Source organism: Dyella sp. KRB-257 (genome assembly GCF_049445995.1).
In the GTDB taxonomy this organism is placed as follows: domain Bacteria; phylum Pseudomonadota; class Gammaproteobacteria; order Xanthomonadales; family Rhodanobacteraceae; genus Dyella_A.
The window spans coordinates 1-18,858 of record NZ_JBMSDZ010000011.1; the positions used below are offsets into that span (position 1 = coordinate 1).

General features: G+C 68.3%; 20 protein-coding genes and 1 pseudogene. 8 read left to right on the plus strand and 13 right to left on the minus strand.

What is annotated here, in order from left to right:
* A partial coding sequence (locus tag ACO2Q2_RS10180) for a hypothetical protein (RefSeq protein WP_423255652.1) occupies positions 1-199 on the plus strand: 199 nt, incomplete at its 5' end.
* A gap of 88 nt (positions 200-287) precedes the next feature.
* On the opposite strand, the gene gorA is transcribed toward ACO2Q2_RS10180, so the two are convergent.
* Positions 288-1,634, minus strand: a complete 1,347-nt coding sequence (gorA, locus tag ACO2Q2_RS10185) for a glutathione-disulfide reductase (protein ID WP_423255653.1) — start codon at positions 1,632-1,634, stop codon at positions 288-290.
* 149 nt (positions 1,635-1,783) lie between these two features.
* Here gorA and ACO2Q2_RS10190 point away from each other — a divergent pair, with 149 nt between their 5' ends.
* The 3 genes from ACO2Q2_RS10190 (at position 1,784) to ACO2Q2_RS10200 (ending at position 4,052) form a co-directional block, all read left to right on the plus strand.
* Positions 1,784-2,170 (plus strand): BlaI/MecI/CopY family transcriptional regulator, encoded by a 387-nt coding sequence (locus tag ACO2Q2_RS10190; RefSeq protein WP_423255654.1) that lies wholly within the window; start codon positions 1,784-1,786, stop codon positions 2,168-2,170.
* 1 nt (position 2,171) lies between these two features.
* Positions 2,172-3,422: a TonB family protein gene (locus ACO2Q2_RS10195; protein WP_423255655.1), complete on the plus strand. Its 1,251-nt coding sequence runs from the start codon at positions 2,172-2,174 to the stop codon at positions 3,420-3,422.
* Between the two features lie 99 nt (positions 3,423-3,521).
* The gene (locus ACO2Q2_RS10200) at positions 3,522-4,052 is read left to right on the plus strand and encodes a C40 family peptidase (protein ID WP_423255656.1); all 531 of its coding nucleotides are present in this window, start codon (positions 3,522-3,524) and stop codon (positions 4,050-4,052) included.
* 88 nt (positions 4,053-4,140) lie between these two features.
* Here the strand turns inward: ACO2Q2_RS10200 and ACO2Q2_RS10205 are convergent.
* The 8 genes and pseudogenes from ACO2Q2_RS10205 to miaA form a co-directional block, all read right to left on the minus strand.
* Positions 4,141-4,275: pseudogene (locus ACO2Q2_RS10205) on the minus strand (group II intron maturase-specific domain-containing protein); the annotation flags it as partial.
* Between the two features lie 44 nt (positions 4,276-4,319).
* Complete coding sequence (locus ACO2Q2_RS10210; RefSeq protein ID WP_423255657.1) at positions 4,320-4,508, minus strand: hypothetical protein; 189 nt, start codon at positions 4,506-4,508, stop codon at positions 4,320-4,322.
* 141 nt (positions 4,509-4,649) lie between these two features.
* Positions 4,650-5,942 (minus strand): adenylosuccinate synthase, encoded by a 1,293-nt coding sequence (locus ACO2Q2_RS10215; RefSeq protein WP_423255658.1) that lies wholly within the window; start codon positions 5,940-5,942, stop codon positions 4,650-4,652.
* Positions 5,943-6,192: 250 nt separating this feature from the next.
* Complete coding sequence (gene hflC / locus ACO2Q2_RS10220; protein WP_423255659.1) at positions 6,193-7,059, minus strand: protease modulator HflC; 867 nt, start codon at positions 7,057-7,059, stop codon at positions 6,193-6,195.
* Entirely contained in the window at positions 7,056-8,225 is a 1,170-nt protein-coding gene (gene hflK, locus ACO2Q2_RS10225; RefSeq protein WP_423255660.1) for an FtsH protease activity modulator HflK, read from the minus strand. The genes hflC and hflK overlap by 4 nt, the downstream gene beginning before the upstream one ends.
* 168 nt (positions 8,226-8,393) lie before the next feature.
* On the minus strand, positions 8,394-9,707 hold the full coding sequence (hflX, locus tag ACO2Q2_RS10230; RefSeq protein WP_423255661.1) for a ribosome rescue GTPase HflX: 1,314 nt from the start codon (positions 9,705-9,707) through the stop codon (positions 8,394-8,396).
* 87 nt (positions 9,708-9,794) lie between these two features.
* The gene (gene hfq, locus ACO2Q2_RS10235; RefSeq protein ID WP_423255662.1) at positions 9,795-10,064 is read right to left on the minus strand and encodes an RNA chaperone Hfq; all 270 of its coding nucleotides are present in this window, start codon (positions 10,062-10,064) and stop codon (positions 9,795-9,797) included.
* Between the two features lie 152 nt (positions 10,065-10,216).
* A complete protein-coding gene (miaA, locus tag ACO2Q2_RS10240) occupies positions 10,217-11,179 on the minus strand; it encodes a tRNA (adenosine(37)-N6)-dimethylallyltransferase MiaA (protein ID WP_423255663.1) in 963 nt (320 codons plus the stop codon).
* Between the two features lie 144 nt (positions 11,180-11,323).
* On the opposite strand from miaA, the gene tdh reads away from it, so the two are divergent.
* On the plus strand, positions 11,324-12,358 hold the full coding sequence (tdh, locus tag ACO2Q2_RS10245) for an L-threonine 3-dehydrogenase (RefSeq protein ID WP_423255664.1): 1,035 nt from the start codon (positions 11,324-11,326) through the stop codon (positions 12,356-12,358).
* A gap of 163 nt (positions 12,359-12,521) precedes the next feature.
* On the plus strand, positions 12,522-13,718 hold the full coding sequence (kbl, locus tag ACO2Q2_RS10250) for a glycine C-acetyltransferase (RefSeq protein WP_423255665.1): 1,197 nt from the start codon (positions 12,522-12,524) through the stop codon (positions 13,716-13,718).
* Between the two features lie 374 nt (positions 13,719-14,092).
* Here kbl and ACO2Q2_RS10255 read toward each other — a convergent pair whose 3' ends face one another.
* A complete protein-coding gene (locus ACO2Q2_RS10255; protein WP_423255666.1) occupies positions 14,093-14,440 on the minus strand; it encodes a restriction endonuclease in 348 nt (115 codons plus the stop codon).
* A 44-nt stretch (positions 14,441-14,484) separates the two neighbouring features.
* Between ACO2Q2_RS10255 and ACO2Q2_RS10260 the strand changes: the two genes are divergently transcribed.
* Together ACO2Q2_RS10260 and trmY are read left to right on the plus strand one after the other, a co-directional pair.
* A complete protein-coding gene (locus ACO2Q2_RS10260; protein WP_423255667.1) occupies positions 14,485-15,240 on the plus strand; it encodes a zinc-dependent peptidase in 756 nt (251 codons plus the stop codon).
* Between the two features lie 166 nt (positions 15,241-15,406).
* On the plus strand, positions 15,407-16,000 hold the full coding sequence (gene trmY, locus ACO2Q2_RS10265) for a tRNA (pseudouridine(54)-N(1))-methyltransferase TrmY (RefSeq protein WP_423255668.1): 594 nt from the start codon (positions 15,407-15,409) through the stop codon (positions 15,998-16,000).
* A gap of 12 nt (positions 16,001-16,012) precedes the next feature.
* Here the strand turns inward: trmY and ACO2Q2_RS10270 are convergent, their stop codons facing one another.
* From ACO2Q2_RS10270 to ACO2Q2_RS10280, 3 genes are all read right to left on the minus strand, one after another.
* On the minus strand, positions 16,013-16,597 hold the full coding sequence (locus ACO2Q2_RS10270; RefSeq protein WP_423255669.1) for a hypothetical protein: 585 nt from the start codon (positions 16,595-16,597) through the stop codon (positions 16,013-16,015).
* Between the two features lie 315 nt (positions 16,598-16,912).
* Positions 16,913-18,610 carry a M28 family metallopeptidase gene (locus ACO2Q2_RS10275; protein ID WP_423255670.1) on the minus strand — a complete coding sequence of 566 codons (1,698 nt, stop codon included), beginning with the start codon at positions 18,608-18,610 and terminating at the stop codon, positions 16,913-16,915.
* Entirely contained in the window at positions 18,568-18,858 is a 291-nt protein-coding gene (locus tag ACO2Q2_RS10280; protein ID WP_423255671.1) for a hypothetical protein, read from the minus strand. The genes ACO2Q2_RS10275 and ACO2Q2_RS10280 overlap by 43 nt, the downstream gene beginning before the upstream one ends.

The following is an 18,858-nucleotide window of genomic DNA, read 5'->3' on the forward strand; positions in this document are numbered from 1 at the left end:
TGCGCCCGCGCTTTACGTCACTGCGCTTCTTTTGTTCCATGAGAACCGTCCGCTCGTGAGACCTACGGCAGATTCTACAGGTTTGTTTTATTTTGTCGACACCCTCTCAGAGGCTGAGAAAAATTCGCCCGCCGTAGCGAGAGCGCCGCCAAGCGTTCGTGACAAGGTGCGCTGGGCGCAAATCCGGGGAGTTTGGTGAGCCAAATGACCCGGATTTGCGCCCAGCGCGCCGCCGGCATGGGCGTTTGGCGGCGGGCGCAGTAGGCGGGCGATTTTTTCTCAGCCTCTCAGCCCATCAGCACCAGTTCCTCGGCGGAGGTGGGATGGATCGCCACCGTCGCGTCCAGGTCGCGCTTGCGCAGGCCGAGCTTCATCGCCACGGCAAAACCCTGCAGCATCTCGTCGGCGCCCGGACCCAGCGCGTGGATGCCGACCACGCGCTCGTCCTCGCCCATGCATACCAGCTTCATCAGCGACGGTTCGCGCCGCCCCGCGAGCGCCAGTTGCATGGGCGTGAAGCGGCTGCGGTAGCAACGCACCGCATCGCCGTGCTGCTCGCGTGCCTGCGTTTCGCTCAAGCCCACGCTGGCCAGCGGCGGTTCGCTGAACAGCACGCTGGGGATGTTCTCGTAATCCAGTCGCGCCTCCGGCTGCCCGCCGAACAGGCGGTCGGCCAGCCGTCGTCCTGCCGCCACCGCTACCGGGGTCAACTCCACGCGATCGGTGACGTCGCCTACGGCATAGATGCCCGGGCATGCGGTGTTCTGGTAGTCGTCCACCGGCACGTGGCCGCGCCGGCCGAGTGCCATGCCCAATACCTCCAGACCAAGACCTTCGGTATGCGGGACGCGTCCGACCGCCCACAGCACGGCGTCATACGGACCGCCGGCATCCATGTCGTTGCCGTCGAGCAGCAGGCCATGGGCCTCACGCCGCGCCGCCTGCACCTCGATCGGGCGGATCATGCGGATGCCGTCGTGCTGCATGCGTTCGGCCAGCGCGTCGGTAAGTTCGGCATCGAAACCAGCCAGCAGGGGACCGCGCACCAGCAGGCTCACTTGGCAGCCGAACGCCCGCAGCAAACCGGCGAACTCCGCTGCCACGTAACCGCCACCGACCACCGCCACCCGCCGCGGCAGGGCGCGCAGCGCGAATATGTCATCGGATACCCAGCCCAGGTCGAAGCCCGGGATATCCAGTCTGCGCGGGCGTCCGCCGGTGGCGATCACCACGTGCGGCGCCTGCCAGCGACGGCCGTCCGCAGCCTCCACGAGGCCGGCGTCAACCAGCCGACCGGCGCTAGACACCCGCTGCACGCCGGCTTTCCGCAGGCGCTCTACGTAGCGGACGGTGATGTCGTCCACGTAGCCCTGGCGGAGCTGGCGGAAGCGCTCCCAGTCCAGCCTCCCGCCCGCACCGCCGAAGCCGTACTCGTGTGCCAGCGACTGCTGTTGCGCCAGCTGCGCGGCGTACCACAGCGCCTTCTTCGGCACGCAGCCGCGATGCACGCAGGTGCCGCCGGGCGGCGCCGGATCGAGCAGCACCACCTTCGCCCCGTGGTGCGCCGCGCGGAACGCCGTGGCCAACCCGCCGGAGCCGGCGCCCAGCACGATGAGATCGCAGACCTGCGTCATGAAGCTTTCTCCGAACGATGAGCGGACCGGGAGTATCGCCGGTTCAGCGTCAACGGTTCGGGATCTGGCGCCGGGCACTTGCGCGCCGATGAATTACGCCTGTAATCTCCGGATGAAGATTACAAACGTAATCCACAAGGAGGCCAGGCATGCGTCGCGAAGTCCCCGCCATCACCGAGGCCGAGAGCCAGGTCATGGCCGTGCTGTGGGACAACGCACCGCGCACTTCGGAGGAGATCGTCGCGGCGCTGGGCGAAACCACCGACTGGCACGAGAAGACCATCCGCACCCTGCTCAACCGCCTGCTCGGCAAGGGCGCGGTGAGTGCCGAGCGCGACGGCCGGCGCTACCTTTACAGCCCGCTCATCACCCGCGAACAGTGGCAGTCGAGCGAGAGCCGCAGCCTGCTCGACCGCGTGTTCGGCGGCCGCGTGGCGCCGCTGCTGGCGCACTTTTCCGCCCACGAGAAACTCGGCAAGCGCGACATCGCCGAGCTGCGTGCGCTGATCGACGCCATCGACCGGAAGGAGCGCTGAGATGCTCGCCAGCCTGATCGACCTCAGCGCCGGCCTGCTGCTCGTGCTGGCACTGCGCAAGCCCGCGCGGAGGCTGTTCGGCGCCGGCCCGGCCTTCACCCTCTGGCTGTGGCCGGTGCTGCTCGGCGCCCTGCCGTGGCTGCCGATGCTGCCGGTGAGTTGGCACGTGCTGCCGCCGGTGATTGCCATGCCGGCTGCATTCGCGGCCTCCGCCCCGCTGGCCCCAGCGGTATCCGGCAGCGTGCCGTGGATGGCGCTGTGGCTGGTCGGCGCCGTCCTCGCCCTGCTGCGTCTGGTGCTTGCCTATGCGCGGCTGCGCCGCCGCTGTCGCCCGCTGCCGCCGGAGTTGCTGGCGCACTGCCGTCATGAGCATCCGTCGCTGGACCCGCGCCGCCTGCGTCTGCATCCGCAGGGGCCGGCGGTGCTCTGGTCGTGGCACAGCCTGATCCTGCTGCCGGCGGATTTCGCCAGCCGCTTCGGCACCGAACAGCGCGCCCTGGTGCTGGCCCACGAGCAGACGCATCTCACCCGTCGCGACCCGCTGTGGAGCGTACTGGCCGAGGTCCTCTCTGCGCTGCTGTGGTTCCACCCGCTGGCGTGGCTGGCGCTGCCGCGTTTCCGGCTCGACCAGGAGCTGGCCTGCGACGAACGCACCCTGCGCCGCCACGCACACGACGCCGGCAGCTACGCCCGCACCCTGCTCGCCAGCACCGGCATGGACGCCGCGCCGGTGCTCATCCCCTGGCTCGCCGAGCCGCAACTGAAGGAGCGCCTGATGATGATTCGACGCGATCGCACCACTACCGCACGCCGCCTCGCCGGATATCTGGGTGCGGTCCTTTTCATCGCCGGCGTCGGCCTGGCCGCGCAGGCCGCGCCGCTGGCCAACGAGCCGAGTGCCAAGGCCACGCAGGATCTGCAGGTCAATACCCGCATGCAGCCGCGCTATCCGAAGGCTTCCATCATCAACAAGGAGCAAGGCACGGTGGTCTTGAAGGTGCTGGTCCATCCCGACGGCAGCGTGAAGACCGTCGACTACGACCCCAAGGCAAGCACCACGACCTCGGCGAACCTGATCGCCGCCGCCAGCGATGCGGCAATGCAGTGGCGCTTCCATCCGGCCATGAAGAACGGCCAGCCGATCGAGAGCTATGCGTTGGTGCCGGTGAAATTCAGCCTGCACGAACTGCCGGGAACCACGACCAAGGATGAAACCGAGAAAATGGCTGCTGAAATGCCACAAATACACTGATTTGAAAGTGTTTTGATGCCTTGGTAGGCTCGCCGCATCTCACGCCGGGCCTGCCGCATGACCTTCTGCCGCCACGCCAGTCTCCCCGCGCAACCGACCATGCCGCGTCGCATGTCGTGGGCGATCACGGGCATCGCGACCCTGCTGCTCGCCGCCTGCTCCAGCACGCCGCACCGGCGCGAGCCCACCTTCAAGGCCTCGCACTCCGGGCTGGCCGACCTGCCGGCGCGCGCACCCTCCGCAGCCAGCGCGCAGGTCGCCAACGACGTGCTGTTCCGCGCCATGGCGCTGGTTGGCACGCCGTACAAATGGGGCGGCAACACACCGGAGACCGGCTTCGACTGCAGCGGTCTGGTCGACTACATCTATCGCCATGCGGCCGACATCGCGCTGCCGCACAGCTCGCGCGCCATGTCCGAGCTGGGCCAGAAGGTGAAGCGCATGAAGGAGCTGGCCAGCGGCGACCTGGTGTTCTTCGGCAGCCGCGGCGGGATCAGCCACGTCGGCGTCTACGTGGGTCAGGGGCGCTTCGTGCACGCCCCCAATTCCGGCGGCACGGTGCGGCTGGACGACATCGACGGGCCGTACTGGCGCGAACATTTCGCGTTCGGGAAGCGGCTGCTGGATTGAGGGGGCCTCTGAGCATTGCGTATCGCGGCAACAGCGAGATCGGCTTGAGGCAAGTCCTGTCCCTCTCATCCCAACCCTTCTCCCAGCGATTCTTGCTCTCGCTGAGCTGGAAGTAGCCGATCCATCCACGCAGCACCGGATTGAGGGTCTCGATGGTATGGGTGAGGCTGCGCCCGCGCCCCTGCCGCAACAGCTCACGTACGCGGCCGGTCAGACGCGTCACGCTTTCCGGCGCAACCTTGAGCCTGATCCGACCACCCGCATTCGTCAGGGTGTAGCCCAGCGATCCCAGTCCGTGAGCAGGATGTTCGACAGCAACGGCGACAATGGCCCGCCTTGCGGCGTGCCCTTGTTCCGCGTCGCGGCCACCCCCTCACGCATCAGGCCCGCTTCCAGATAACGGCGGACCAGCTTGAGCACCCGCTCGTCGTCGGCGTGCCGGGCGACGCGCGACATCAGGATGAAAGTGGTTGACCCGGTCGAAGAACTTCTCCAGGTCCATAGAGGACTTTCACCTCCAAGCAGGTGCGCCCTGCCGGGCGCACACGAAAAAGCCCCGCGCTGCGGGGCTTTTTCGGGTCACGTCACACCCGCCGATCAGGCGAACGGATCATCCAGCACGATGGTGTCGTCACGGTCGGCGCCGGTGGCGACGAGGGCGATGCGGCAGCCGGAGAGTTCTTCCAGCGAGCGCAGGTAGGCGCGGGCGGCGGGCGGCAGCTTATCCCACTCGCGGATGCCGGCGGTGGACTCTTCCCAGCCAGGGAACTCCAGGTACACCGGCTTGCACTCGGCCCAGCCGTCGGCGTCCAGCGGCGCCAGCTCGCGACGCTTGCCGCGGTATTCGTAGGCGATGCAGACCTTGATGCTCGGCAAGCCGTCGAGCACGTCGAGCTTGGTGATGGCCAGGCCGTTGATGCCGTTGATCTGCACGGCGCGCTTGAGCGCGACGAGGTCGATCCAGCCGCAGCGGCGCGGACGGCCGGTGCTGGCGCCGAACTCGTTGCCGACCTTGCGCAGGCGCTCGCCCATCTCGTCGTTGAGCTCGGTGGGGAACGGGCCGCCGCCGACGCGGGTGGCGTAGGCCTTGCAGATGCCCAGCACGTAGTCGATGTCGCCCGCGCCCACGCCGGTGCCGGCGAGCGCGCCGCCGACGGTGGTGTTGGACGAGGTGACGTACGGGTAGGTGCCGTGGTCGATGTCCAGCAGCGCGCCCTGCGCGCCCTCGAACAGGATGTGGCCGCCGGCCTTGCGCACGTCGTGCAGGATGGTGGCGACGTCGTCGACCATCGGGCGGATGAACTCGCTGTAGGTCAGCGCTTCGTCCAGCACGGTCTGGTAGTCCACCGGCTCGGCCTTGAGCCACTGGGTGAGGATGAAGTTGTGGTAGTCCACGGCGGCCTTGATCTTCTCGGGCAGCTCGTGCGGGTACATCAGGTCGGCGACGCGGATGGAGCGGCGGGCGACCTTGTCCTCGTAGGCCGGGCCGATACCGCGGCCGGTGGTGCCGATGGCGCTCTTGCCGGCGGCGATCTCGCGCGCTTTGTCCACCGCGATGTGGTACGGCATGATCAGCGGGGTGGCGGGGCTGATCTTCAGGCGCGGGCGCACGTTGATGCCGTTGGCCTCCAGCTCCTCGATCTCGTGCTTGAGCGCGGCGGGCGACAGCACCACGCCGTTGCCGATCAGGCACAGCGCGTCGTCGCGCAGGATGCCCGAGGGGATCAGGTGCAACACGGTCTTCTTGCCCTTGATCACCAGCGTGTGGCCGGCGTTGTGGCCGCCCTGGAAGCGCGCGACGGCGCCCACGCGTTCGGTCAGCAGGTCGACGATCTTGCCTTTGCCTTCGTCGCCCCACTGGGCTCCAAGAATGACTACGGACTTGCCCATGGTGGTTTTTGCTCTCGTGTGGCGCCCCGATCGGCGGGGCGGATGAAACGGATGACTTGTCTTGCGACGCCCGACCCGCGTACCCGCGCCGCTCAACCGCCGTCATTCCGGCGGGCGCCGGAAGCGCTCTTCAACGGCGAACGCCGGTCATCCAGCACCGCTCCAGAGCGCCCAGGTCACTGGATCCCGGCGCCCGCCGGGATGATGCAACAGACGGGCTTCGCTCGGCGGACCGGAACTGGAAAGGGTCTCAGCGCTTTCCGGCGCTGTTCTGGAAATACTGCAGGAACGGATCGTCTGGCTTGACGATGAGCATGCTCTTGCCGTCGCCGAAGGCGTGACGATACGCCTCCATGGAGCGGTAGAACGCGAAGAACTCCGGATCCTGGCCGTAGGCCCGGGCGTAGATCAGCGCGGCCTGGGCGTCGCCCTCGCCGCGGGTCTTGGCCGCGTCGCGCTCGGCGTTGGCGCGCAGCACCTGGCCCTGGCGGTCGGCGTCGGCGGTGATGGTGGTGGCCATCTGCTCGCCGGTGTAGCGCAGCTCGTTGGCCAGTTGCAGGCGCTCGGCCTTCATGCGCTTGTAGACCGAGTCGCTCACCTCGTCGGGCAGGTCGATGCGCTTGATGCGCACGTCCACCACCCGGATGCCGAGGTTCTTGCGGGCGGCGGCGTCGGTCTGCTCGCGCACCTTGTCGGTGATGTCCTTGCGCCCGCCGGTGATCAGCTCCTGCAGGGTGCGGCCGTTGAACTCGAAGCGCAGCGCGTTCTTGACGATCGGGCTCAGCCGCTGCGCCGCTTGCAGCGGATCGCCACCGGTGGCGCGGTAGAAGTCGGCGTTGTCGGCGATGCGCCACTTCACGTAGAAGTCGACGTTGACGCTCTTCTTCTCGGAGGTGAAGTAGCGCTCCGGCTGCGCGTCCATGGTGAGGATGCGGTTGTCGAAGCGCATCACCTGCTGCACCAGCGGCAGCTTGAAGTGCAGGCCGGGCTGGTCGCTGGCGCGCACGATGCGGCCGAACTGCAGCAGCAGTGCGGTCTGCCCCTCGCTCACCACGTACATGCTGCTCAGGCCGAGCAGCGCGACCACGACGACGGCGACGATGGCGGAGATCTTCATGGCTGTTTCTCCCGGCCGTTGGCGTCACCGGTGACGGACACCCCGGCGCTCACCGGCGCGCTGAGCGCCGCGCCCGGCAGGTTGATGATGTTGCGGCCGTTGGAGCCGTCGACCACCTTGGCGTTGCGCGCCATCACCTCTTCCATGGTTTCCAGCCACAGGCGCTGGCGGGTCACGGCGGGTGCGGTCTTGTATTCCTTCAGCAGCAGGTTGAAGCGTTCGGCGTCGCCGGTGGCGCGGGCGACGCGCTCGGCCTTGTCGCCTTCGGCCCTGGCGATGATGCGCGAGGCTTCGCCGGTGGCCTGCGGGATCACCTGGTTGGCGTAGGCGTAGGCCTTGTTGACGGCGCTCTGCTTGTCTTCGCGGGCGGCGTTGACGTCGTCGAAGGCGGCTTTCACCTCGTCCGGCGGCGACACGTTCTGGAAGCTCACGTCGGTGACCACGAGGCCGGCGTCGTAGCTGTCCAGCGTGCGCTGCAGGGTTTCGCGGGTCTGCTGCTGCAGGGTGACGCGATCCTGGTCGCCGCTGGCCTTGCTGGCCACCGGCGCGGGCGCCGGCCTGGCGACGCTGGCCACGGAGGTGGCGCTGGCCGGAACGACCGCGGCCGCCGCCACATCCTCGCCCGGGCTGGTGAGGATGTCGTCCATCGAATGGGCACCGACCACCGAGCGCACCGCAGCCTCGGCGGCCTGCTTGAGGGTATCGTCCGGATCGTTGGTGGAGAACAGGTACTTGCGCGGATCGGACACCTGGTACTGCACGTTGAAGTTCACCGCGATGATGTTCTCGTCGCTGGTGAGCATGCGCACCTGGTCGACCATAGCGCGCACGCGGGTGGTCTCCACCTTGGACACGGTTTCCACAGGCGCCGGCAGCTTGAAGTGGAAGCCAGGGCCCAACGTGCGCGAGTACTGGCCGAAGCGCAGCACCACGCCACTCTGACTGGTGTTGATGATGGTGTAGCTGCTCAGCAGCATCCACGCGATCAGCAGCGCCAGCACGATGATGATCACGCCGCCGCTGCCGCCGCTGCCGCCGCCGAGGCGGCCCAGGCGGCTGCGTACGTTCTTCAGCAGCTGGTCGAGGTTGGGCGACTTGCCGCCGCCGGGGCTTTTCCTGCCCCACGGGTTGCGCTGCCCGTTGTCGCCGGGTTCGTTCCAGGCCATGGTCAGTCTCCTAAGGGCCGCTGGGAGGCCGGCAACAGCAGCCGGGACACAGGTGTGACGGGTTGGGTCATGACGTGCTTCGCGTGCGGGAATCGCAGGACCCGCCCCGCGCGGGTGCCGTGGGCACAAACGGGCACGATTCTACCAGAGCTGCCGCGGCGCTGCCGGTCACTCGACCGGCAGCGCGGTGCGTTCGAGCAGGTCGCGCAGCAGTACGGCATCGGCATCCAGGCCTCCGCTGAGCGGGGCGATCACGCTGCGCGGGGCATCGATGTCCAAGTGCCAGCCGTCCTCGTCGATCCGCTCGCCGACGATGGCGCCGGCGGCCTTGAGCCGTGCGTGCAGCCGGCCGGCGGACAGCGGCAGGCTGAGCGCGGACTGCAACCGCTCGCCGCCGAGCAGTTCGCCCAGCGCCTCGCGCAGCAGCGCCAGCCCCGCCCCGGTGGCGGCGGACAGCCACACCTGGGTGGGCCGCCCCTCGCCGTCGCGCACGATGTGCGGCTCGCTGCCGGCGAGGTCGATCTTGTTCATCACCTGCAGCTGCGGCAGGTCGCCGGCGTCGATCTCCTCCAGCACGCCATCGACCACCTGGCGCAGGCGCTCGCGGTCCTCGTCGGCGGCGTCGCAGACATGCAGCAGCAGGTCGGCGTCGCGCGCCTCGGCCAGAGTGCCGCGAAAGGCGGCGACCAGGTCGTGCGGCAGGTCGCGGATGAAGCCCACGGTGTCGGCGATCACCGCCGGGCCGCAGCTGAGGTCGTCGACCTTGCGCACGGTGGGATCGAGCGTGGCGAACAGCTGGTCGGCTGCGTACACGCCGCCGGTGGTGAGCGCATTGAACAGCGTGGACTTGCCGGCGTTGGTGTAGCCCACCAGCGCCACCCGCGGCACCGTGTTGCGCAGCCGCGCGCGGCGCTGCTGGCCGCGCTGGGTCTGCACTTTTTCCAGCCGCCTGGTGAGCTGCTTGACACGCTCGCCGAGCAGGCGGCGGTCGGTTTCCAGCTGGGTCTCGCCCGGGCCGCGGTTGCCGATGGCACCGCCGCGCTGGGCGTCCAGGTGGGTCCAGCCGCGCACCAGCCGGGTGGCGATGTGCTTGAGCTGGGCCAGCTCCACTTCCAGCTTGCCTTCGTGCGAGCGGGCGCGCTGGGCGAAGATGTCCAGGATCAGCCCGGCGCGATCGACCACGCGCACGCCCAGGTGCTTTTCCAGGTTGCGCTCCTGCACGGGGGTGAGCAGGTGGTCGACCAGCACCACGTCGGCCTCGACCGCGCGCGCCATCTCGGCGACCTCGTCGGTCTTGCCGGTGCCGATGTAGAAGCGCGGGTTGGGCGCCTCGACGCGGGCAGGGATGACGCCGAGGATCTCGGCCCCGGCGGATTTCACCAGCTCGGCGAATTCCTCGCCGCGACGCACGGCATCACCCTCGCCGCGCGAATGCGGAAGCACGAGGAGTGCACGGTCGCCTTTTTTCTGTCTGTCGAACACGGGTGCGGGAATATCCTGCCGGGCAAACCCCAGTCATGGGGGCTTGCCCGCGGCGATCAAGCCGGTGCGCGCCCGCGCAGGCCTGGATCAGGCTTCGGTTTCGGCCGGCGTGACCGGGGTTTCGCCGGGACCGTCGTGGCCGTTGCCGACGCGCACGTTGCGGCTGGGCACCACGGTGGAGATGGCATGCTTGTAGACCATCTGGCTGACCTGGTTGCGCAGCAGCACCACGAACTGGTCGAACGACTCCACCGTCCCCTGCAGCTTGATGCCGTTGACCAGATAGATCGATACCGGGATGCGCTCCCGGCGTAGTGCGTTGAGAAATGGATCCTGCAAGGACTGTCCTTTGGACATTGTTCTGATACCCCCGTCAAAGCTGCGGTCCGGATAAAAGAAGCGCGCCCGCTCCGGACCAAGTCCGCTCAATATTAACCGCTTTTAAATCAGACGCGAAAGCCGCGTGACCACACAAGCCGCGTGACCATACGGCGACAACACGGCGACCGTCACACCGGGCCGTCGGCGGCCGACCCGAGGAACAGCTCGAGCGCATCGACGGCCCGTCCGGCGAGGTCGGCGCGCTCCGGGTCGAGCGTCCGGGCGTCCAGCTCGCTGCGCAGCCAGGTGATCTGGCGCTTGGCCAGCTGGCGGGTGGCGAAGATGCCGCGATCGCGCAGCTCGGCCGCGTCGAATTCACCGTCCAGGTGCCGCCAGGCCTGACGGTAGCCCACGGCGCGGATCGCCGGCAGGTCGGCGTGCAGGTCGCCGCGGGCCTTCAGCGCGCGCACCTCGTCGAGGAAGCCGGCCGCCAGCATGGCGTCGAAGCGCGCGGCGATGCGCGCGTGCAGCGGCGCCCGCTGGGCCGGCAGCAGGGCCAGCTTGAGCACCCGCCACGGGAACGGCTCGCGACCCTGGCTGCCCTGCAGTTCCGACAGCGGCCGGCCGGTGAGCGCGATCACCTCCAGCGCGCGCTGGATGCGCTGGGTGTCGTTCGGGCCGATCCGCGCCGCGGCGACCGGGTCCTGCCCGGTCAGCCGGGCGTGCAGTTGCGGCCAGCCGATCTCGGCCGCCTCGGCGCCGAGCTGCGCGCGCAGCTCGGCGTGGGCTTCCGGCAGCGCCGACAGACCCTGCTGCAGCGCGCGGAAATACAGCCCGGTGCCGCCGACCAGCAGCGGCACGCGCCCGCGCGCGGTGATCGCGCGCATCGCGGCCAGCGCGTCGGCGCGGAAGTCGGCGGCCGAATACGGTTCGGCCGGGTCGCGGATGTCGATCAGCGCGTGCGGATGGCGCGCCAGCGTGCCGGCGTCGGGCTTGGCGCTGCCGATGTCCAGGCCGCGGTAGACCAGCGCCGAATCCACGCTGACCAGCTCGATCGGGAATCGCCCGGCCAGCGCGCAGGCGAGCGCGGTCTTGCCCGAGGCGGTGGGGCCCATCAGGAAGATCGCGAGCGGTCGGGTGTCGATAGCCATTCGGTGAAGTGTAGAGGCCAGCTGCCGGTGGACGGATCGGCGGCGCCATGCTGCGCTGCCGAAGCGACCCAACGGGTGCGGCCCGTATAATCGTCGGCTGATCCTGCGGCCTCCCTGCCGCATCACCCCTCGATGGATGCCCCCATGCCTCAGACGATGAAAGCCCTGGTCAAGCGCCGCGCCGAGCCCGGCATCTGGATGGAAAGCGTGCCGGTGCCCGAGGTCGGCCCGAACGAGGTGCTGATCAAGCTGGAGAAGACCGCCATCTGCGGCACCGACCTGCACATCTACAAGTGGGACGAGTGGAGCCAGCGCACGATCACCCCGGGGCTGACCATCGGCCACGAGTTCGTCGGCCGCATCGTGGAGATCGGCCCGGGCGTGACCGGCTACCAGATCGGCGACCGCGTCTCGGCCGAGGGCCACATCGTCTGCGGCCACTGCCGCAACTGCCGCGCCGGCCGTCAGCACCTGTGCCCGAACACGGTGGGCATCGGCGTCAACCGCAACGGCGCGTTCGCCGAGTACATGGCCATGCCGGCCTCCAACCTGTGGCCGATCCCCGACCAGATCCCGTCCGAGCTGGCCGCGTTCTTCGACCCGTACGGCAACGCCGCGCACTGCGCGCTGGAGTTCGACCTGATCGGCGAGGACGTGCTGATCACCGGCGCCGGCCCGATCGGCATCATCGCTGCCGGCATCGCCAAGCACGTGGGCGCGCGCAACGTGGTGGTCACCGACGTCAACGACTACCGCCTCAAGCTCGCCGCCGACATGGGCGCCACCCGCGTGGTGAACGTGGCCAACCAGTCGCTGCGCGACGTGGTGAAGGACCTGCACATCCAGGGCTTCGACGTGGGCCTGGAGATGAGCGGCAACCCGCGCGCCTTCAACGACATGCTCGAGGTGATGTACCACGGCGGCAAGGTGGCGATGCTCGGCATCATGCCGCGCGGCGCCGGCATCGACTGGGACAAGGTGATCTTCAAGGGCCTCACCCTGCAGGGCATCTACGGCCGCAAGATGTACGAGACCTGGTACAAGATGACGCAGATGGTGCTCACCGGCTTCCCGCTGCAGAAGGTGCTCACCCACCAGATCGCCATCGACGACTTCCAGCGCGGCTTCGACCTGATGGACGAAGGGCACTGCGGCAAGGTGGTCTGCAGCTGGAGTTGACGCCCTCCTGCAACAAGCCCACTTGACCGCCGTCATTCCCGCGAAGGCGGGAATCCATTTGCTGTCGCTGGCCCGAGAACCCGATGGATTCCCGCGTTCGCGGGAATGACGACGATGGAGCTCGCCACAAGCCACAAACTGCTTCCCCTTCACCGAGACAGCCATGACCTACACCGCCCGCGACCGCTATGCCGCCGAACTCGCATCCATCCGCGAACAGGGCCTGTTCAAGGCCGAGCGCATCATCGTCTCGCCGCAGTCGGCCGAGATCGAACTGGAAGGCGGGCGCAAGGTGCTCAACTTCTGCGCCAACAACTACCTGGGCCTGGCCGATCATCCCGAGGTGATCGCCGCCGCCAAGGAGGCGCTGGACACCCACGGCTTCGGCATGGCCAGCGTGCGCTTCATCTGCGGCACGCAGGACCTGCACAAGCAGCTGGAAGCGAAGATCGCCGAGTTCTTCGGCACCGAGGACACCATCCTCTACGCCGCCTGCTTCGACGCCAACGGCGGCCTGTACGAGCCGTTGCTGGGCGAGGAGGACGCGGTGATCTCCGACGCGCTCAACCACGCCTCGATCATCGACGGCATCCGCCTGTGCAAGGCGAGGCGCTTGCGCTACGCCAACTGCGACATGGCCGACCTGGAAGCGCAGCTGCAGGCCGCCGATGCCGCCGGCGCACGCACCAAGCTGATCACCACCGACGGCGCGTTCTCGATGGACGGCTTCATCGCCCCGCTGGACCAGATCACCGCGCTGGCCGAGAAGTACGACGCGATGGTGCACATCGACGAGTGCCACTGCACCGGCTTCCTCGGCGCCACCGGCCGCGGCGCGGCCGAGGTCAACGGCGTGATGGACAAGATCGACATCTTCACCGGCACCCTGGGCAAGGCGCTCGGCGGCGCGCTGGGCGGCTTCACCACCGGCCCGAAGGAAGTGATCGAACTGCTGCGCCAGCGCTCGCGACCGTACCTGTTCTCCAACTCGCTGCCGCCGCACGTGGTGGCCGCGGCGATCAAGGTGTTCGACATGCTCGACAGCGCCGGCGAGCTGCGCGCCAGGGTGCAGGAGAACACCGCCTACTTCCGCCAGCGCATGACCGCCGCCGGCTTCGACATCAAGCCCGGCGTGCACCCGATCGTGCCGGTGATGATCTACGACGCGCCCAAGGCGCAGGCGATGGCGGCCGGCCTGCTGGAAGAAGGCATCTACGTCACCGGCTTCTTCTTCCCCGTGGTGCCCAAGGGCCAGGCGCGCATCCGCACCCAGATGAGCGCGGCACACACCCGCGAACACCTGGACCGCGCGATCGACGCGTTCACCCGCATCGGCAAGCGGCTGGGCGTGATCGGCTGAGCCGACACGCCATCTTCCCGTCGCGGGAAAAGCTCACGCGCGGAACCTGGTCGTGGAAGGCAGACCGCGCTGCGCTGCCCCCCTGAACAGCTTCATCGTTCGAGGGGGACTCAAGCGCGGGGCATTGCGATGCGACGGAAGGAGCACGAACTTCGCGCGATCGAAGCCCTCTCCCCCTCGGGAAAGGGTTGGGTGAGGGACGGGTGCTCGCGCAGATGCCATGATTGGCGGCCGCAGACGGAACAGGCGCGAGGTGCACCGGGTGTCGCCGGGCCGGACCAGCTGGTGCCGAACGAGGCCGTTACCCGCGGCGCCAGCGCCGGGCAGGTCGGGCGAGATGCGGCAGGCCTCCGCGCAGCCATCACCCGCCCCGGCTATGGCACTTCCGGCAGTGGATTGCGGGAACGGCGCGGACGTCGTCCACGTCGCGCCGGCGACGCTACCCCATGCCAGGCAGGGATCGGTGGTGCTGCCGGCGCAGCCGCCGCCGCGTCCTCGGAGTGCAGCGCAAGCCCCACCGAATCCGTCCCCAGCATCCGACGCAATGCTGCGCCATCGATCAGTTGCACCCGCGGCTCCCGAGTCGCCGCGGCGCGTGCGGCGTGCGTGAATTCGCCGCTGGTAACCACGACGGCACCCGTCGCCCGATGAGCGTAGCCGGCCGCACGCCACAACCTCGCACCGGCGACGCAGCCACCCTGCGCCCGCTTGAGAAACCCCACTTCGCCCAGATGCTGGGAGCGCCGAAACTCCTCCGCGTGGGTCCATGTTCCGAAAGCTCAGACACTGGCGCGTGCGCCGCATCGTCGCCAGACACCCGATCCCCGAACCGCCGTGGCAGGCTGCGCTGGTGCGGTGCGCGCCGGCGCGTGGGTTGGGCGCGTCCGACCAGGCCGCGCTGCGCGTGCTGGCCACGCTGTTCCTGCGCGAGAAGTCGCTGGAGCCGACGCAGGGGCTGGAGCTGGACGTCGCCGACCGCGTGCTGCTCGCCACGCACGCGTGCATCCCCATCCTAAAACTGGGCATGGACTGGTACGACGGCTGGCGCAGCGTCATCGTCTATCCGGACGCGTTCGTGCCCCGTCGCACGCGCATCGACGAAGCGGGCGTGGTGCACGAGAGCCATTCGGCGATGGCCGGCGAGGCATGGGGGCGCGGGCCGGTGATCCTGTCCTGGGCGGATGTGCTCGCCGCCGGCCAGCGACCCGGGCACAACGTGGTGATCCACGAGATGGCGCACAAGCTCGACCTGCAGAACGGCGCGGCGAACGGCTTTCCGCCGCTGCACCGGCGCATGGATCGACGCGTGTGGACGAAGGTGTTCTCCAGCGCATGGGAGCGCCTGCGCGAGGCACACCACCAGGGCATTCCCCTGCCGATCGACCCGTACGGCCTGGAGAACCCGGCCGAGTTCTTCGCAGTGGTCAGCGAGCAGTTCTTCGAGGCCCCGGCCGTGTTGCGCGAGCACCTGCCCGAGGTGCATCGGCAGCTGGAGCTGTTCTATCGGCAGCATCCGTACTGAGCGCAGGGCGGAAACCGCAGCGTGGGACGATGCGACCGGCGTGTGATCGCCGGGTGGCCCGCGGAACGCGTGCGCCCTGCCCCTGTCTTCCGATCCGCTGGTTCGTGGACAATCGACGTTCGACGCGCCTCGCCGCGCGCAGCACCACGAATCGATCGGGACTCCCATGCGAACCTTTGTACTGCGCGCACGCGCCGCGCCCACCGACAGCCAGAAACTGCTGGCGGGCGTGGGCAGGGAGGCGCACACCGAGATCCTCGCGCACACGCTGATGAACGCCATCTTCGTGGCGCAGTCACATCGTGCGGACGTGATCGTCTACCTGGTGCTGGAGAGCACGCCGGACTACTCGCGCACCATCCGCGTCGAGGCCAACGCACTCACCGACATCGGCGGTTTCGACGAGCGCACCCTGCTGGGCGCAGTCGCCAGGGCGCTGGATGCCTCCATCGGCATGGGCAAGGAAGAGACGCGCGTGGTGGCATCGGGCGTCAGCGTACGCACGGTGAGCTTCGAGCGGCTGGTGCAGGAGCTGGCCGCAGATCATCAATTGTTCGTGATGGACCGCAAGGGCGCGCCGATCCGCGAACAGGCCTTCGGCGGCAACCCCTGCTTCCTGCTCACCGACCACATCCCGATGCCGAAGAAGACCTTCCACAGCCTCGAACGTCTGGGCGCGAAGAAGATCACGCTGGGCCCGACGATGCTGTTCGCGTCGCAGTGCGTGGTGCTGATCCATCACGAGCTGGATCGGCGCTGAAGACGCCGGCCATCACCCCGCGATGCGTGCCAGCGCCTCCCCCAGCCGCTGCAGCGTGCCGTCGACATCCTTGAGCTTGTCCAGCCCGAACAGGCCGCCGTGCGCATGCACCGCCGCTGCCACGCGCGCCAGATAATCGTCCGGCAGCAGCAAGCCCGCGGAGGTCTCCACGTGCGGCGCAAACACCATCGCCGGCTGGTGCTCGGCAATGGCGGCGACCACCTCGTCGATCGGCGGTGGCGCGAACGGCGCCTGATGCGCGCCGTGGGTCGCGCGAGCCTTGAGCACCGCCACCCGCGCGGCAATGCCACCCGCCTCGAAGATCTGGCTCCAGCGATAGCTGAACCATCCGTTGCGGATCACCAGCACGTCCCTGCCCTGCACAAACTGCCGCGCCACCGCCTCCATGCCGGCCGTATCGCCGCCGGGTACCAGCGCCACCGCATGCCCGCGGTAGACCGTCTTCAGCCGATCCGACAGCTCGCGCATCACCTGCTGGAAGCGCTGCGACATGTGGTTGAGCGCGCGGTCGGTGAACACCACCGAGTATTCGCGCAGGCCAGCGGGGTCGACGCGGGAGTGAGAGCCTGGTTGCATGGTGCTGCCCTGGCTGTGCGGGTAACGATATGCTCGATCGGATGCTCACCGGCGCACGATGGTCGCCGGACATGTGTCGAACAATTAACGAAACATGTAGGAGCGCACCCTGTGCGCGAATGCTCTTGGCGACGTGACGGAGAGCATTCGCGCACAGGGTGCGCTCCTGCGGTTCCGGATGCTGCTGAATTTCAGTGCCGAACACCAGCAAGGAGCGGACAATCGCTCGGCAGCGGGAAATAACCCTTGCAGGCGCAACCACGCTTGCACCGCCACCCTGCGCGGACGCGGCATGACATTGCGCCCGCGTGGGGATCAACCGGCCGGCTTTGCCGGCGCCATCATCTTTTCGCGCGCGTCGCGGAACGGACTGTCGCCATACCACTGCGGCCACACGCCGACGTGGCTCAGCTTGCGGCCCAGGTCGTACAGCGCCTGGGTGTCTTCGAGGATGCCCGAGTAATCCCAGCCCGGATCGAACACGTCGTTCGGTGTGTGGTAGCGGTGCGCGGTGTAATCCTCGGCGGCCTTTTCACCCGCGGCCTTGCCGCCGTCCAGCAGGTCCAGGCCCGAGCTGGGCAGCATCGCCGGCACGCCGGCCTTGGCAAAGTTGAAATGATCGGAGCGGAAGTAGAAACCGTTCTCCGGCGTGGTCTCTGGCGAGATCACCCGACCCTGGCTCTTCAGCACGCCGGCCAGCATGTCCTCCAGTTGCGACTGGCCCTTGCCGATCACCGTCATGTCGTGCGCGCGACCGATGATCGGCAGCGCGTCCACCGCGATGTCGGCCACCGTCTTGTCCAGCGCGAACACCGGCTTGGCGACGTAGTACTGCGAGCCGAGCAGGCCCGATTCCTCCAGCGTGGGCATGAAGAACAGCACGCTGCGCTGCGGCGGCGTCTTCTGGTGGGCAAAGGCGTCGGCCAGCTCCAGCAGCATGCTCAGGCCGGTGCCGTTGTCGATCGCGCCGCTGTAGACCTGGTGGCCTTTCAGGCTGGGATCGGTACCGAGGTGATCCCAGTGGGCCATGAACACCACCGCCTCGTCCGACTTGCGGCTGCCCTTCACCATCGCCAGCACGTTGTGCGATTGGATGTGGCCGATCTTGTCGTGCAGCGTCACCGAGGCGGTGGCATTCAGCGGCACCGGTTTGAAGCCGCGCTTGCCCGCCGCCGCCGCCAGCTGATCGAAATCGAAACCCGCCGCGGCGAACAGCCGCGTGGCCGCATCGTGCGTGAGCCAGCCGGCCACCGGGAGGCGCGGCGACGGGTCGACGCGGGTGGGCAGGCTCAGCTGCGGACCGTTGCCGCTGTTCTGCAGCACGCTGAACGGGTAACCGGCCGCGGCGTCGCTGGTGTGCACGATGAAGCAGGCCGCCGCACCCTTCAGCGCCGCCTCGGCGTACTTGTAGGTCCAGCGGCCGTAGTAGGTCATGGCGCGGCCCTGGAACAGCTTGGGATCGCCGCTGGCAAAGCCCGGATCGTTGACCAGCACGATCACCGTCTTGCCCTTCACGTCGACATCCTTGTAGTCGTTCCACTGCCAGTTCGGCGCATCCACGCCGTAGCCCAGGAACACCACCGGCGAATGCTTCAGGTCGATCAACGGCTTCGCCTGCAGCGTCTGCACCATCATGTCGGTGCGATAGGCGAAGGGGGTGTCCTTGCCCTGCGCCGTGATATGCAGTTGCACGTCGGGGTTGAGCAAGGTGATCGCGTCGGCCGGCACCGTCTGGAACCACGAGCCGTGGTTGCCGGGCTGGAGGCCCATGCGCTTGAACTGATCCACCAGCCAGGCCGTGGTGCGCTGCTCGCCGACGGTGCCGGGCTTGCGGCCGCCGAACGCATCGGAGCTGAGCGTCTTGTCGAACATCGCGAAGTCGGCAGCGTTGATCTGCGGCGCCAGCGCCACTGAAGGCGCTGCTGCGGACGAGGCTGCCGACGGCGAGCCGGCCTGCACGGTGCCTACCGCTAAAGCTGCGGCGACCAGGAAGACGGATGTCGCTGCACGCATGGAGAACTCCTCGACGACCGGCGGAAAGCGACCTTTCTAGCGCGCCGGCAGGCGGCTGTCCATGAGACCTTGCGACCGCTGCGGCACACGTGCGCACGAACCTTGATGCCACGCCAAGCCTGTGCAGAGCGCATCCCGGTATTCGTTTCGATGAACGTCGCGAAGTCATAGATGCCCGCGGTGCCGTCGGAGAACCGCAGCAGCAGTCGGTAATCGCCTTTCGGTTCGACGGCCTTGAGCTTGATCAT